Here is a 15521-nt window from a genome sequence, read left to right on the forward strand (position 1 = left end):
TCGACGGGGTCGAACTGTAGCGAGGACAACGGTCATGTGGGTGGTGAAAATCGGCGGAAGCCTCAGTCACGACCCATTGCTGCGCGAATGGCTGACGCAGCTTTGGGAGCTGGGCGGGGGGCGGGTCGTGATCGTCCCGGGAGGCGGCGATTTTGCGGACAAAGTCCGGCAGTACCAGAGCGAGTGGCGCTTCGACGACCTCGCGGCTCACAACATGTGCCTGCTGGCGATGACACAGTACGCGATCCTGATGCAGGGCGTGCTGCCCGAACTGATGCTGGCGGCGAACGAGGATCGCATCCGCCGCGCGTTGCGTGAGGGCCGGGTGGCCGTCTGGGTGCCGACCGGCCTGATGCGCGACACGCCCGACAGCATGACCAACTGGGACACGACCTCGGACAGCCTCGCGGCGTGGCTGTCGACGACGCTCAATGCCGAGCGTCTGATGGTCGTGAAGTCGTGTCCGGTGGACGCGGGTATGCCGCTCGAAACGCTGGCGGAGACGGGCGTGCTCGATTCAGGATTCGTCAACTATGTGAGCGAGGCGAACTATGTGGTCGAGCTCTTCAACAAGGGCGACGTGGGCCTGATGCGAGACCGGCTGCTGCATGTGCCTGTTGCGTAGTCCGTCGCCCTTAAGCCCTTAAGCCCTTAAGCCCGCATACCCTGAACCGCAAGCACGGGCGGGCAACGCGAAGACCTAAGTCACGCGAGCTTCGTGCGGCGCGTGATGCAACGCTTCCGCCCATTGCGCGACGTTTTTCGCGCTGAGACGTGCAGTGCGTCCTTCGTCGCACAGCGCCGTGCGAAAGCCCGCGAAGTCCGGCGCGAGTGAGTGGATCTGCCCAAGTTGCGCCCACCCCAGCGACCCCGCGACACCCGTCATCGCGCCGTGTGCGCCGATCAAAACCAGGCAGTGCGCGAGCGTCGGCATGTCGACGCAATCGAACAGCGTGCGGCCGTTCTTGCTCGCCGTATCGAACACCACGCCGGCAAAGCCGAGCCTGGCGGCGTAGTCGACCAGATCGGCATCAATCCCTTCGTCGCTCAGCAGCACCGGCACCACGGCCGCCGGCAGGCCCGCCAGATGCGCGAGACAGCGACGCGCAGCCGGCCCCGGCGTCACGCCGACCTTGACGTAATCGACGCCCGCGTCGCTCACCCGGATCACCCGCGCGGCGATGTCGTCGAGCGCCTCGGTCGGCACGTCGCCGATCGTTGCGCTGATCGGCTTGACCGGGTAGTGCGCCCGCAGCGCGAGGACGATCCGCGCGATCTCATCGACCGGCATGCCGCCGAGCGCGCCGTCGTCCGGCTCCTTCAGGTCGATGATTTCCGCCCCTGCCTGCGCGGCGTCGAACGCTTCATCATGCGAGCGGACGCTCGCGAGCAGTGCGGTCATGTCAGTCTCCGGAACGGATGGTTGATCGGGCGGCGTCGATGAATGACGCCGTCAGGCGGCTTGCGATGGATTCGACGGCTGGCTCGACAGCGCGGCGTCCGCGCGATAACGCGCGATCGCCGCCATGATCCAGTCCCACGCGATACGTTCATTATCGCCGGCGGTCTTGTCGACGGCGATCTGCAGGTACGCAATCTCGCGATCGATCTTGTCGGCGGGCAGCATGAAGAGCCGGCTCACGAGAATCGCGCCTTCGACCACGGCGGCCTGCGCGCGATTGAAACCGGCAAACGGCGCATGCATTTCCCGATGCACGCATTTCATCCGCAGAACGGGCCGCTCGCCGCTGTCGCGCAACTCGTCGAGTTCCAGCTCCGTGTGCGCGAGCGCGCCGTCGAGTCTCACACCGAAGACGCGGCTTGCGGGCAGCGTGGGCCAGTCCCACTTCAAGCCCGTGACACAGCCGGCGAACACGCGTACGTCAGTCGTGAAATTGATCACGGCGGCACGGGTTGCGAGGATATTGTCGAGCGTGGCGGAGGGGCGAAACGGGGCGAGGATGGCGCGCTCCTCTTCGAAGCGCACGCCCATCGGAGCAATATGGGGCCGGCCATCACGCGCCGCAGTCGTAACGATCGTTTCGTGAATCATGGCGGGGAACGCTGGTTACTGCGGCGTGCTACTAGCCGGCAAATTTCGCTAGCGATTAACAACGAACCGCACGGCAGCCGCCCGTGGCGGCTCGTGCGGGATTAGCGGGTTGCGATATACATCGTGATTTCAAAACCAAAACGCATATCGGTATAACTCGGTGTCGTCCACTGCATAGTCACCCTCCACGGTTGTAACAACGGTTTGAGCCTTCGCAGCCCCACACCCTCAAGAGACGCCGAACCGCGTTAGCGCCCTGTGTCACGCAAGCGTCATGCCAGATTGCGCAGATTGAAGCAGACACAGGAGACATCGCTGGCTTACACGGATTACTGTCGCGGAAACGCAGCAAAGTGTTTCACCATCATACGAGCTTTTCGTTTCTGTGCACGACTGTATCGACACACTGGATAAGGGATCGTTTAGGTCTCACAAAGTAAATCGTGAATTCCCTTCGAGAGGGGGCGCGCCTACATTGCAGAAACAGCGCAGCCACTCAGCAACCGGACGCAGGCAGCCTTCCTGATATGGCGGCGGCCAGTTCTTCACTCTCGAGGACACGACATGAACGACAACAGCCAGGCCGCCGTCGAGCCGGCACGCAACGCGGCCGATCCGCGTTCCCGCTATGCGGCGGGCGTCATGAAGTATCGCGAAATGGGCTACTGGCAGCCGGATTACGCGCCAAAGGATACTGACGTGATCGCGCTCTTTCGCATCACGCCGCAGCCCGGCGTCGAACCTGAAGAAGCCGCCGCTGCGGTTGCCGGCGAATCGTCCACGGCAACGTGGACCGTGGTCTGGACCGATCGGCTCACCGCATGCGACATGTACCGCGCGAAGGCGTATCGCGTCGAACCGGTGCCGGCATCGAACCCCGCCGAGCCGCAGTTCTTCGCCTACATCGCCTATGAACTCGATCTCTTCGAAGAAGGCTCGGTCGCGAACCTCACAGCGTCGATCATCGGCAATGTGTTCGGCTTCAAGCCGCTGAAAGCGCTGCGACTGGAAGACATGCGCATTCCGGTCGCCTACCTGAAGACCTTCCAGGGGCCGCCAACCGGCATCGTGGTCGAGCGCGAACGGCTCGACAAGTACGGGCGGCCGCTGCTCGGCGCGACGGTCAAGCCGAAGCTCGGGCTCTCGGGCAAGAACTATGGAAGGGTCGTCTACGAAGGGCTGAAAGGCGGCCTCGACTTTCTGAAGGACGACGAGAACATCAATTCGCAGGCATTCATGCACTGGCGCGACCGCTATCTGTTTTCGATGGAAGCGGTGAACCGGGCGCAGGCGGAAACCGGCGAAGTGAAGGGCCATTACCTCAACGTGACCGCCGGCACGATGGAAGACATGTACGAGCGCGCCGAATTTGCCAAACAGCTGGGCTCATGCATCGTGATGATCGATCTGGTGATCGGCTGGACTGCGATCCAGTCGATGTCGAAATGGGCGCGCCGCAACGACATGATCCTGCATCTGCATCGCGCGGGACATGGCACCTATACGCGGCAACGCAATCACGGCATCTCGTTTCGCGTCATCGCGAAGTGGCTGCGCATGGCGGGCGTGGATCATGCGCATGCTGGCACCGCGGTCGGAAAACTCGAAGGCGATCCGCTATCCGTGCAGGGCTACTACAACGTATGCCGCGCGTCGCATAACGAGGTCGATCTGTCGCGCGGCATCTTCTTCGAGCAGCCCTGGGCGGGTTTGCGCAAGGTGATGCCGGTCGCGTCGGGCGGCATCCATGCAGGGCAGATGCATCAGCTCATCGATCTGTTCGGCGACGACGCGATCCTGCAGTTCGGCGGCGGCACGATCGGCCATCCCGCCGGGATTCAGGCCGGTGCGGTGGCCAATCGCGTGGCGCTCGAGACGATCGTGAAGGCGCGCAACGAAGGCCGCGACATCGTCAACGAGGGGACTGACCTGCTGGAGGCCGCGGCGCGCCACTGCACGCCGCTCAAGCAGGCGCTCGATACCTGGCGTGACGTGACGTTCAACTACGCCTCGACCGATACGCCGGACTTCGCCGCCACGCCTACCGCGGCTTGAGCTACATACAACTCCACTGTCGAACGAGAGGTCTGCCATGCGAATCACCCAGGGCACGTTTTCGTTTTTGCCGGAACTGACCGACGAGGAAATCGGCCTGCAGATCGCCTACGCCTTGCGCCAGGGCTGGGCATGCTCGGTCGAGTTCACGGACGACCCGCATCCGCGCAATACGTACTGGGAGATGTGGGGCCTGCCGATGTTCGACCTGCACGACGCTGCGGGCGTACTGCAGGAGGTCAATGCATGCCGCAGGTCGTATCCGGAACACTACATCAAGGTCAATGCATTCGATTCCGTGCGTGGCTTCGAGACGATGCGGCTCTCGTTCATCGTCAACCGGCCTGCTGTCGAACCGGGCTTCCGGCTCGAACGGCAGGAGGCAGAGGGGCGCGTGCAGCGTTACAGCATGAAGAGCTATGCCAGTGACCGGCCAGCGGGCGAGCGCTATGCGACCCGTAGTTGAATCGGGATTCGAACAAACGGTTTGGATGAACATCCAGGGAGATAACGATGTCCGTCGATGCTTCACTCGACCTGCCGATGCACGAGCGGGCGGAAGTGCCGGAAAGAGAGGAAGGAGCGCGCGCGCCCAACGGGTCGCGTGTCGATCTTGTCGGCCTCTTCCGCGAGTCGGGCATCGGCGATGTGCTGGCCGAGCTCGACCGCGATCTGGTTGGCCTCGCGCCCGTGAAAACGCGCATCCGCGAGATTGCCGCTCATCTGCTCGTCGAGCGGGCGCGCGAGACGCTCGGCATCGTGAGCGGCGCGCCGACGCTGCATATGTGTTTTTCCGGCAATCCCGGCACCGGCAAGACGACCGTCGCGCTGCGCATGGCGGAGGTGCTGCACAGGCTTGGCTATATCCGCCGCAATCATCTGGTTTCGGTGACGCGCGACGACCTTGTCGGCCAGTACATCGGCCACACGGCGCCGAAGACGCGCGACGTGCTCAAGCGGGCCATGGGCGGCGTGCTCTTCATCGACGAGGCGTACTACCTGTATCGCCCCGAGAACGAGCGCGACTACGGTCAGGAAGCCATTGAAATCCTGCTGCAGACGATGGAGAACCAGCGCGGCGATCTCGTCGTGATTCTGGCGGGCTACGAATCGCGCATGGAAACCTTCTTTCAGAGCAACCCGGGCTTTCGTTCGCGGATCGCGCACCACATCACGTTTCCCGACTTCGACGCCGTCGAGTTGCTGACGATCGCCGAACGCATGCTGGCGACGATGCATTACCGCCTCGACGCTGAGTCGCGCCAGGCATTCGCCGATTATCTCGACCGCCGTATCCGTCAGCCGAACTTCGCGAATGCGCGCTCGGTGCGCAACGCGCTCGACCGCGCCCGCCTGCGCCAGGCAAACCGCCTGTTCGCCGACGCGATGGGAGGCGCTGGCGCCGCCGATGCCGCGACGCTGACCCTGCTGTCCGCCACCGATATCCGCGCGAGCCGTGTGTTCGGCGACACCCCGCCGCCCGGGCCGGCTTGATTGCTGAATTGACCGTTTTGAGGAGATCGCCATGCAGGACGGACGAACCACGCTTTCGAAGTTCCTCATCGACACGCTTGACCGCAAGTCTTCTCCGGTCGCGGCAAGCGGGCTGTCGGCCTTGCTTATCGATGTCGCCGCGTCGATCAAGACGATCTCGGCAGCGCTCACGAAGGGGGCGCTCGGCGGCAACTACGGCTCGGCGGAAACCGTCAACTCGCACGGCGAGGAACAGAAGAAGCTCGACATCGCCACCAACGACATCTTCCTGCAGCACTGCGAGTGGGACGGCTTGCTCGCGGGCATGGTGTCGGAGGAAATGGACGAGGTCTACGCGATTCCCGACACCTGGCCGCGCGGTGAATACCTGCTGGCGTTCGATCCGCTCGACGGCTCGTCGAATATCGACATCAACGGCGTTGTCGGTTCGATCTTTTCGGTGCTGCGCGTGACGGGCGAACCGCACGACGCCGGCGTGAGCGACGCAGCGTTTCTCAGGCCCGGCCACGAACAGGTGGCGGCCGGCTACGCGATCTACGGGCCGTCGACGATGCTCGTCCTGTCAGTGGGTAACGGCACGCACGGCTTCACGCTGGAGCGGGACGTGGGCAACTTCGTGCTGACGCATTCCGATATCCGCATTCCCGAGGACAGTTGCGAGTTCGCGATCAACGCGTCGAACGAACGCTTCTGGGAGCCGCCCGTGCGACGCTATGTGCAGGAATGCAAGGACGGCCGCAGCGGTTGCCGCACGAGCGACTTCAACATGCGCTGGATCGCGTCGATGGTGGCGGAAGTGCATCGCATCCTGATGCGCGGCGGCGTCTTCATGTACCCGCGCGATTTCAAAACCCCGGCGATGGAAGGGCGCCTGCGGCTCCTCTACGAAGCGAGCCCGATGAGCTTTCTGGTCGAGCAGGCGGGCGGCCTCGCGATCACCGGACGCGAACGGATTCTCGATGTGGTGCCGCGCGCGCTGCATCAGCGAGTGCCAGTCATTCTCGGGTCGAAGAACGAGGTGGCGCGCATCGGCCGCTATCACAGCGAGTATGACCGTGGCGCGGACAAGCCGTATACATCGCCGCTCTTCAACGAACGCTCGCTGTTCCTGCCGGAAGCGCCGGCCTGACGGGCGCGTGAAGCATCGCGGACAGAGGCGACGCGGGCACTGCGTACGCATTACGCACGCACTACGCACGCGTGAACAAGAGGATCAGGGAGACAGCCCCATGTCAGTCAAACATCCGATCATCGCGGTGACCGGCTCGAGCGGCGCCGGCACGACGACCGTCATGAAAAGCTTCACCCACATCTTCCGGCGCGAGCGCATCAACGCGCAGATCGTCGAAGGTGATGCCTTCCATCGTTACGACCGCATGGGCATGCGCGAGGCGCTCAGGCAGAGCGAGCGCGACGGCGTGCTCAATTTCAGCCACTTCGGCCCGGAAGCGAACCTGCTTCAGGAACTGGAGTCTTTGTTCGCGAGCTATGGCGAAGCGGGTGCGGGCAAGTTTCGCCGCTACGTTCACGATGACGCCGAGGCGGCCGCATACAAACAGGACCCGGGCACGTTCACCCCCTGGCTGGATATCGCCTCCGGCACCGACCTGATGTTCTACGAAGGCCTGCACGGCGCAGCGGTGACCGACAAGGTCGATATCGCGAAGCACGCGGACCTGCTGATCGGTGTGGTGCCGATCATCAATCTCGAATGGATCCAGAAGCTGCATCGCGACCAGACGATGCGCGGCTATTCGCATGAGGCGGTCGTCGACACGATCCTGCGGCGCATGCCGGATTACGTGAACTACATCTGCCCGCAGTTCTCGCGCACGCACGTGAATTTCCAGCGCGTGCCGACCGTGGATACGTCGAATCCGTTCACCGCTCGCGAAATTCCGCAGCCGGACGAGAGCTTCGTCGTGATCCGCTTTGCGCGGCCGAAGGGCATCGATTTTCCCTACCTGCTGACGATGCTGCACGACTCGTTCATGTCGCGGCCGAATGTGATCGTCGTGCCGGGCGGGAAGATGGGTCTCGCGATGCAGCTCATCTTCACGCCGATGATCCTGCAACTGATCGACCGCCGCGCGCGGGCGTGACGGTGAACAGGCCCTAAGCATCACCCAGGAATCAATCGAAGGAGCGAACGATGGCTTTCATCGCATTGCGTCAGTTGCTGGACCACGCGGCGGAGCATGGCTATGGCGTGCCCGCGTTCAACGTCAACAACATGGAGCAGATCCAGGCGATCATGCAGGCCGCCGAGTCGACCCGTAGCCCGGTGATCCTGCAGGCTTCGGCGGGCGCGCGCAAATATGCGGGCGAGCCGTACCTGCGCCATCTCGTGCTTGCGGCACTTGAGGCGCATCCCGATCTGCCGGTCGTGCTGCATCAGGATCATGGGGCGAGCCCGTCGGTGTGCCAGCAGGCGATCCGCTCCGGGTTTACGTCGGTGATGATGGACGGTTCGCTGCTGCCCGACCAGAAAACGCCCGCGGCCTACGAATACAACGTCGACGTGAGCCGCCGCGTGGTCGAGGCGGCGCATGCGGTCGGCGTGTCGGTGGAAGGGGAGCTTGGCTGCCTCGGCTCGCTCGAAACCGGCCATGCGGGCGAAGAGGACGGCGTCGGCGCCGCAGGCAAACTGTCGCGCGAGGATCTGCTGACCGATCCCGAGCAGGCCCATGCGTTTGTCGAAGCGACCGGCGTCGATGCGCTCGCGATCGCCATCGGCACGTCGCACGGCGCGTACAAGTTCAGCCGCCAGCCGACCGGCGACATCCTCGCCATCGACCGGATCGTCGAGATACATCGCCGGCTGCCTGAGACGCATCTGGTGATGCACGGCTCGTCGTCGGTGCCGCAGGAATGGCTCGCGACGATCCGCGAGTACGGCGGCGAGATTCCCGCCACCTGGGGTGTGCCGGTGGAGGAGATCCAGCGTGGCATCGCCAACGGCGTGCGCAAGGTCAACATCGACACCGACATCCGCCTCGCGATGACCGGTGCAATGCGGCGCGCGCTGGCGTCCTCGCGCACGGAATTCGATCCACGCCATGCGTTGAAGGCGGCCACGGCGGCGGCGCGCGATCTGTGCATCGAGCGCTTCGAGGCGTTCGGCTGTGCCGGCCAGGCCGATACGATCAAGCCGCTGTCGCTCGACGCGATGGCGCGCCGTTATCACTGAGACCGGATTGAGGACGCCCGGCTTCTGCCGGGAAGGAGAACACGATGCGGGACTTTCTGATTGCGCCTTCGCTGCTTTCGGCCGACTTCGCGCGGCTCGGCGACGAAACCGCTGCGGTGGTGGCGGCCGGCGCCGACTGGGTGCATTTCGACGTGATGGACAACCATTACGTGCCGAACCTGACGGTCGGCCCCCTCGTCTGTGCGGCATTGCGGCCGCACACGGAGGCGCCCCTCGATGTGCACCTGATGGTGAGCCCGGTGGATGCGCTCGTCACGGCGTTCGCCGAAGCGGGCGCCGACGTGATCAGCTTTCATCCGGAAGCGTCGCAGCATGTGCACCGCACGATCGCGCTGATCAAGGCATCGGGTGCACGGGCGGGGCTCGCCCTGAATCCGGCCACGCCGCTCGCGGTGCTCGATCATGTGCTGGAAATGCTCGATGTGGTGCTGGTGATGTCGGTGAATCCGGGCTTTGGCGGCCAGGCGTTCATTCCTGGCACGCTGCAAAAGCTTGCCGCCTTGCGCGCACGGGTCGATACCGTCATTGAGCGCACCGGGCGGCCGCTCCTGATCGAAGTCGACGGCGGGGTCAGGCAGTCGAACATCGCGGAGATTGCGTGGGCGGGCGCCGATGTGTTCGTCGCGGGTTCGGCCGTGTTCGGCGCCGACGACTATGCCGCGGCGATCGGCGCGATGCGCGCCGAACTGGCCTCCGTGAACGATCGCGTGCCGGAGCGTATGCTCGCGGATTGAGACGGCAACCTTCGGCCGTCGATTTCAGGAGCGAAGCATGGCTACGGAATCTCCCACGGGTGAACTGGGCGTCGCCGCGCCCGCGTTCTCGCTGCCTGCCACCGACGGACGGACCTTGACGCTGGACGATGTGCGAGGCGAGCACGGTCTCGTGGTGGTGTTCATGTGCAACCACTGCCCGTATGTACAGGGCGCATTGCCGCATCTCGTGCGCGATGCGCGCGAACTGGCGAAGCTGGGTGTCGGCGTGGTCGGCATCAGTTCCAACGACGCCGCCACGTATCCGGACGATTCGTTCGAGCGGATGGCATGGCTCGCTGCCGATTTGAGTTTGCCGTTTCCTTACCTGTACGACGAAACGCAGCAGGTGGCCCGTGCCTACGGCGCGGTGTGCACGCCGGAGTGTTTCGGCTTCGATGCCGGTCTGCGGTTGCGCTATCGGGGGCGGGTCGATGCCTCGCGCAAGGAGCCGCTTGAAGATGCGCCGCGCGAACTCTTCGATGCGATGCGGGAGATTGCGCGGGCGGGAGTGGCGCCGGAGCCGCAGTGTCCGGCTTTTGGCTGTTCGATCAAGTGGAAGATGGGCTAGGGCCTGTTCACGCTAATAACGGGCTTGCGCTGGCCGCCAGAAGGGCCGAGCGCAAGGATTGCGACGAAGCGAATACTCGATGTATTCGCGAGGAGCATGACGCGGCGATCGGCCCTTCTGGCGGCCAGCCCCGCGAAGGATTTTTTAATCAGGGGAACGTGCCTTTCCGCCCGCATTGCGGCGTCGGGCGTCGCTTGTTTGGCTCGGCCAAACGGCGCTCCTTCCTCCTTGCACTGCGGGCGGAAAGGCACGTTCGCAAGCCCGTTATTAGCGTGAACAGGCCCTAGGGCACGTTCGCAAGCCCGCTATTAGCGTGAACAGACCCTGGGCGATCAAGGCGTGATGCGCGAAAGGAGATTCAGCGCTTCTTCTTTACCGTCGTGCCCGGTGCCTGCCATGCGCTGAGATCCTGCTCGGGCCGGTCCACCTCGCAGCCCCAGTCCAGCGGCTGATCCTGATCGAAGCGCTTGCCGAGCTGCCACGCGATTTCGGCGCGGGCAAGCTGAACGCCCATATAGAACGCGTGTCCGCCGTCGTTTTCCAGCTTCAGCCCCGGATACAGCGCAAACGGGTCCAGCGCGGTCTGATGTCCATCGCGGTTGTACACGTGGATACCGTCCGCTGCGACCTGCACGCGGAAATTCGGATCGCGCACCGCCCCGGCAAGTTCTTCGATTTCGCGGGCGTCGTACGGAAAAGGCCGCTTCGCATGCAGCGCGGAGAGGTCGCCCGAAATGCCTTTCGGCAACACCTGTGCCTCGCGAGCCGCATGCATCACACGCCTTGCGAGGTCGGCTTCGCGCACGGCACGCCGCGCATGCAGACTGACCGACGTAGTCAGTACCGCACTGACCCGCAACTCGGCCGCCATGCCAAGCAGCAGCGCGTTGATTCCGCTCGTATCGGCCTCAGTCAGCTCCGTCACGTTGCCGATCCCCATCATGATGCCGATCTCCGGATAGCGCTCGCGCAACGCGACATAGCGCGCGATCGACGCGGCCAGCCCAAATGGAATCGGATCGAGAATCGGATCGGCGAGAAAGGCGCGACCGCGTTGCGTCATTGCGTCGATGGCGGCATCCAGCGAGGCCGGATCGCGCGGCTCGCGCGCGACGAGGATCGGCGTCGACGGAACCTCATCCGCGATCCACAGCGTATCGACGTTCAGGCTCATCAGGTAGTCGGCGCCTGCGCGGCCGCCGCGCACGAGTTCAGCCGTCTGCATCGAGTCGACGCTCACCCGATAGCCCTGCGCCTTGAGCAGCTTCACCGCGTCTTCGAGATGCGGAAACGGCGTTTCCGGCAGACAGCCGATGTCGATCACATCCGCGCCCTGATCGGCATAAAGCCGTGCGCGCGCCGCGATGCCGTCGAGATCGAGCCGCGGCGCATCGACGATTTCCGCGAAGATGTCCGTCTCATAGCGCGACAGATCGAAGTGCTGCGCCTCGCGGCCGAAGAACTGCGGCAGATCCTTGACCTCTTCGGGCCCGCGTTCGACAGGTACGCCATAGTGCTCACTCAACGCGTCGAGATCGCCGCGGCAGCGGCCGGGGACGATCATTCTGGCCGCATTGAGCGGCAGCGGTACGCGCCGGCGCACCAGCTCGGCGGTCATCAGACCTGCGACCTGCAGCCCGATTTCGCGGACCTCCCACGTGAAGGGAGGCACGACCCCCGAGGAACTTCCCTCGCTGGGGGCGATGCCTTCCAGCACCTGCTTCAGGCTTTTTTCGGCCAGTCTGCCGGTCAGGAAGACGATGTGGTCCATGCGAGCTTGAGGTCTGCCAGCCGTTGGTCGAGTGCCGCTCTCAGTTCGTCGAGCGAACGCGCTACCGTCGTGTGTTCGATACGCGTGAGCCGCTCGACGTTGTCGAGTTCGATCGTGCGGGGACGCACCTCGACCCATTCGTGCGGACTTTGCGTAATCACGCTCGGTGCCGTGTCGCATGCGAAAACGATGCCCGGTATGCATTGCTTGCCGGCCTGCGCGTACAGGTTCGTCGGCAGCGTGTCGGAGATCCCGTATGCGCACTTCGCGACCGTGTTGCTCGTCGCGGGGGCGATCACGACGGTGTGGTATTCGCCGGTGTACAGCATGCCGACCGGCACGCTGCTCGCACTGTTGTCGCGCATCACCCGGAAATGTTCACGTAGTTTCGGCACGGTCCAGCCATAGAGCGGCAGCACTTCCTCGCCTGCCGCGGACAGAAACAGGTCCACGCCCGGCAGTTGCCGCGCCATGTCGATCGATTCCTCGAGCATGTGGCCCGAGCCGGTCACGCACCACGCGAACCGCGCGTCGGGCTTGAACTCGCCGAGCCGCCGGGCGGGCGTGGGGGTGCTCATGCCTCGGGCGATGAGTCCGATCCGTCGTGCGACAGCCGGATGTGCAGTCGGTGCATCTTCCGGTATAGCGTGTTGCGGCTGATGCCCAGGCCCTTGGCGACGTTGCTGACGTTCCAGCGATGCTCGTCGAGAAGCGCCAGCACGGTCTCGCGCTCCTTCAGCTGGATCGCGTTGAGGGCCGAGGTGTCGGCGTCGTCCGCGAGATGCGCGGGCTGAACCATGCAGGATATGCCCGATGGGCGGGTAGCCGTGGACACACCCGTGCCATGCACGATCTCGGCGGGCAGATGCGAGCAGCGAATCTCCGCGCCGTCGCACAGGGCGATTGCCATCTGCAGTACGTGACGCAGCTGACGGATGTTGCCCGGCCACGCATAGCTCAAAAGCGCGTGCTGGGCCTCGGCGCTCAGTGTGGGCGGATCGTCCGATTCGCTTTCGAGGATATGCTGCATCAACGCGAGCGCGTCGACCCGGTCACGCAGCGCGGGCAGGTTCAACTCGATGCCGTTGAGCCGGTAATACAGGTCTTCACGGAACTGGCCTGTCTGCACGAGTTCCATCAGATTGCGGTGGCTCGCGCTGATCAGCTGGAAATCGACCTTGATGGTGTTTTCCGTGCCGAGCGGCGTCACCTCGTGTTCTTCCAGCACGCGCAACAGACGCGCCTGCAGCGCCATCGGCATATCGCCGATCTCGTCCAGAAACAGCGTGCCGCCGTTGGCCTGCACGATCTTGCCGCGCCGGCCTTCACGCTGCGCACCGGTGAACGCCCCGGCGCGGTAGCCGAACAGTTCGCTTTCGATCAGGTTCTCCGGCAGCGACGCGCAGTTGACCGCGACGAACGCACCGGCGCAGTTCGGGCTGATGCTGTGCAGCGCAGTCGCGAAGACTTCCTTGCCGGTGCCGGTTTGCCCTTTGAGGATGATCGGAATCTTGCGCTGGATCACGCGTGCGGCGAGCTGGATCTGCGAGGCCATGCCCGGATCGCCGAATTCCAGATGCGACAGCTTGTCGAGGCGGCTGGTCTGCTCGCGCGTATCGCGCTGTTTGACGGTTCTGTTGCGCGCCACAGGCGAGATATCGCGCACGGTGGGGTCGGTCATCAGGATGCGCGTGGCGCTCGTCGCGGCGTCGCGCGGCGTTTGCGCAACGAGGAAAAAGCGGTTGTTCGCGTTCGCGCTGTAGACCGTCACCGGATGGAACGAGCCGCGTATGCTGCGCGCGATCATGTCTTCGAGCGACGAATTGAAGGCTTCTTCGATGCGCTTGCCCACCAGTTCGGTATGCGAGCGGAAGTCGAGCTGGAACAGCGCGCTGCGGCTGGCGGCCAGCACCACGCCGCTGTCGCTGACCGCGAGCTTGCCTGCATGCAGCGTGCTCACGAATTCAGGGCGGCTATGGAAGTGGATCATGTTCGCGTGGCGGTAGCGCGCATCGATCAGGCGGTTTTCGATCATCTGCCGCGACATGCCGACGAGCACGAGCGAATGCTGCTGCAGGAGCTTCGAGCGGCTCGTGACATCGAGTACGCCGGCGACGACACCGCGATCGTCGAAGATCGGCGCCGCCGAGCAGGTCAGCGACGTATAGCGCGAATAGAAATGCTCGTGCTGGTAGACGGCCAGGCAGTCACGTTCGACGAGACAGGTGCCCATGCCGTTCGTGCCTGCTTCACGCTCGCTCCAGAGCGCGCCCACGCGCAGCCCGTCCGCGCCAATCGCCTCGCCGAACGGCACCGAGGAAACCTGGTGCACGATCACGCCTTCCGCGTCGACCAGCACGACCGCGAGTTCAGGGTCGGCGAGCTGTTGATACAGCGTGGTCATTTCGAGCTTCGAGCAGGCGATCAGATCGCTGGCCGCTTCGCGGCGTGCCGCGAGTTCCTGCTGCGTAAGTATCGGCGGTGTCACGAAGCGGGCCGGATCGAGACTGAACTCGTTCAGGCATCGCGCCCACGACTGGGCCACGGAATCGCTGGTGGGGCGGGTGGCCAACTGGTGGTTGACGGTACTGAGCACTTCCCGGACATGTGTATTGATGTCAGCAAGCGACGGCATGGAGCGTTGTCTCCGTTGCGTCCGTTATCCGTGTACGACGTTTCGTGAACGGTTGCGGCGCATATATGTGTTTGTTCCCCCTCGGGCGCTGCGTTTTATAGGAGCACGCATGCGCTGCAATCGGGCCGCCCCTTGATCTGGAACGGACTTCGGGTCGGGCACAGACTCTCCCAAAACTCTACAACCGATGGCGCTGGTATTCAATCAATAGTCGAATGAATGGAGCATTTGAGCCCGGATTTTGCTTTGCTGTGCCACAACCTTCGCGGGACGAATGAAAATGCCCACGTGTTGCGAATTCGGGACACTATGTGCATGGGAAGACGCCCCTGTTCAATCTGCCAGCCTGGCCGCCACGCGGCGGAGGACCCCATGGACCGTTTCGATGCGATTCACCACAACGGCTTTTCCGCGGTTTCCGCCGCTTCCGATGCGGCAATGCAGCACGCTGTATTCGATTCTTCCGCCGGGCAGGCGAGCCGTGCGCCGATGGATATTGTGTATATCGAAGGATTCACGGGGCAGACCGTGATCGGCATCGATCATGGCGAATTGCACGCGCCTCAACCGGTGCGCATGAGTCTCGCAATCGGCGTGCCCGCGATTCGAGCCTGCGCGACCGATCGCATCGAAGATACGATCAACTATGCTGCAGTGCGCGAAGCCTTGCATGGGCTGCTTGCATCGCACGGCACCCAATTGCTCGAGGCGCTTGCAGAAAAGGTGGCGCAACTGCTGATCGCGGATTTCGGTGCGCACTGGGTGCGCGTTTCGCTTGCCAAGCCCGCCAAATTCGATGACGTCGAATCAGTGGGCGTGCTCATCGAGCGGCGCCGCGATGAAACCCGTGCTGTCTATGCGACGTGTGCTTCGCTTGGGGAAGGGCTGATTCCGAACTGAGATCCGGCGGGTTTCACACAGGCGGCAAATGGCAAACAAGGAACGGCAACGGCGCGACGGATCGCGCCGTTCCTGTCGT

Annotated in this window: 16 protein-coding genes; 10 read left to right on the forward strand and 6 right to left on the reverse strand. The window is 63.9% G+C overall.

What is annotated here, in order from left to right:
* Positions 1 to 34 precede the first annotated feature (34 nt).
* Positions 35 to 625 (forward strand): aspartate kinase, encoded by a 591-nt coding sequence (locus tag P3T23_RS35640; protein ID WP_429320758.1) that lies wholly within the window; start codon positions 35 to 37, stop codon positions 623 to 625.
* Between the two features lie 75 nt (positions 626 to 700).
* Here the strand turns inward: P3T23_RS35640 and P3T23_RS35645 are convergent, their stop codons facing one another.
* The 3 genes from P3T23_RS35645 to pqqA all read right to left on the reverse strand — a co-directional run bounded on the left by P3T23_RS35645 (position 701) and on the right by pqqA (position 2229).
* The gene (locus P3T23_RS35645; RefSeq protein ID WP_429320759.1) at positions 701 to 1402 is read right to left on the reverse strand and encodes a (5-formylfuran-3-yl)methyl phosphate synthase; all 702 of its coding nucleotides are present in this window, start codon (positions 1400 to 1402) and stop codon (positions 701 to 703) included.
* Positions 1403 to 1453: 51 nt separating this feature from the next.
* On the reverse strand, positions 1454 to 2053 hold the full coding sequence (locus P3T23_RS35650; protein ID WP_429320760.1) for a DUF447 domain-containing protein: 600 nt from the start codon (positions 2051 to 2053) through the stop codon (positions 1454 to 1456).
* Positions 2054 to 2154: 101 nt separating this feature from the next.
* Positions 2155 to 2229 (reverse strand): pyrroloquinoline quinone precursor peptide PqqA, encoded by a 75-nt coding sequence (gene pqqA / locus P3T23_RS35655; protein ID WP_013342881.1) that lies wholly within the window; start codon positions 2227 to 2229, stop codon positions 2155 to 2157.
* A gap of 388 nt (positions 2230 to 2617) precedes the next feature.
* On the opposite strand from pqqA, the gene P3T23_RS35660 reads away from it, so the two are divergent.
* The 8 genes from P3T23_RS35660 (at position 2618) to P3T23_RS35695 (ending at position 10136) form a co-directional block, all read left to right on the forward strand.
* Complete coding sequence (locus P3T23_RS35660) at positions 2618 to 4108, forward strand: form I ribulose bisphosphate carboxylase large subunit (protein ID WP_429320761.1); 1491 nt, start codon at positions 2618 to 2620, stop codon at positions 4106 to 4108.
* 37 nt (positions 4109 to 4145) lie between these two features.
* On the forward strand, positions 4146 to 4574 hold the full coding sequence (locus P3T23_RS35665; RefSeq protein ID WP_429320762.1) for a ribulose bisphosphate carboxylase small subunit: 429 nt from the start codon (positions 4146 to 4148) through the stop codon (positions 4572 to 4574).
* Between the two features lie 77 nt (positions 4575 to 4651).
* Positions 4652 to 5602, forward strand: a complete 951-nt coding sequence (gene cbbX, locus P3T23_RS35670; RefSeq protein ID WP_429320821.1) for a CbbX protein — start codon at positions 4652 to 4654, stop codon at positions 5600 to 5602.
* A 31-nt stretch (positions 5603 to 5633) separates the two neighbouring features.
* The gene (locus P3T23_RS35675) at positions 5634 to 6731 is read left to right on the forward strand and encodes a class 1 fructose-bisphosphatase (RefSeq protein ID WP_429320763.1); all 1098 of its coding nucleotides are present in this window, start codon (positions 5634 to 5636) and stop codon (positions 6729 to 6731) included.
* A gap of 100 nt (positions 6732 to 6831) precedes the next feature.
* Entirely contained in the window at positions 6832 to 7704 is an 873-nt protein-coding gene (locus P3T23_RS35680) for a phosphoribulokinase (protein ID WP_429320764.1), read from the forward strand.
* 50 nt (positions 7705 to 7754) lie between these two features.
* Complete coding sequence (gene fba / locus P3T23_RS35685; protein ID WP_429320765.1) at positions 7755 to 8792, forward strand: class II fructose-bisphosphate aldolase; 1038 nt, start codon at positions 7755 to 7757, stop codon at positions 8790 to 8792.
* Between the two features lie 44 nt (positions 8793 to 8836).
* Positions 8837 to 9547, forward strand: a complete 711-nt coding sequence (gene rpe / locus P3T23_RS35690) for a ribulose-phosphate 3-epimerase (protein ID WP_429320766.1) — start codon at positions 8837 to 8839, stop codon at positions 9545 to 9547.
* A gap of 37 nt (positions 9548 to 9584) precedes the next feature.
* Positions 9585 to 10136, forward strand: coding sequence for a thioredoxin family protein (locus P3T23_RS35695; RefSeq protein WP_429320767.1), 552 nt, complete (start codon positions 9585 to 9587; stop codon positions 10134 to 10136).
* 358 nt (positions 10137 to 10494) lie between these two features.
* Here P3T23_RS35695 and P3T23_RS35700 read toward each other — a convergent pair whose 3' ends face one another.
* From P3T23_RS35700 to P3T23_RS35710, 3 genes are read right to left on the reverse strand one after another with little or no spacing between them, the layout of a single operon-like run.
* Positions 10495 to 11907, reverse strand: a complete 1413-nt coding sequence (locus tag P3T23_RS35700; RefSeq protein WP_429320768.1) for a DUF6513 domain-containing protein — start codon at positions 11905 to 11907, stop codon at positions 10495 to 10497.
* A complete protein-coding gene (locus P3T23_RS35705) occupies positions 11886 to 12485 on the reverse strand; it encodes a flavoprotein (protein WP_429320769.1) in 600 nt (199 codons plus the stop codon). Before P3T23_RS35705 ends, P3T23_RS35700 begins: the two co-directional genes overlap by 22 nt.
* Complete coding sequence (locus P3T23_RS35710; RefSeq protein ID WP_429320770.1) at positions 12482 to 14542, reverse strand: sigma-54-dependent Fis family transcriptional regulator; 2061 nt, start codon at positions 14540 to 14542, stop codon at positions 12482 to 12484. The genes P3T23_RS35705 and P3T23_RS35710 overlap by 4 nt, the downstream gene beginning before the upstream one ends.
* Positions 14543 to 14914: 372 nt before the next feature.
* Here P3T23_RS35710 and P3T23_RS35715 point away from each other — a divergent pair, with 372 nt between their 5' ends.
* On the forward strand, positions 14915 to 15442 hold the full coding sequence (locus P3T23_RS35715) for a dihydroneopterin aldolase (protein WP_429320771.1): 528 nt from the start codon (positions 14915 to 14917) through the stop codon (positions 15440 to 15442).
* Positions 15443 to 15521: the final 79 nt, after the last annotated feature.

Origin of the sequence: Paraburkholderia sp. GAS448, from assembly GCF_050435685.1 — a bacterium.
Classification (GTDB): domain Bacteria; phylum Pseudomonadota; class Gammaproteobacteria; order Burkholderiales; family Burkholderiaceae; genus Paraburkholderia.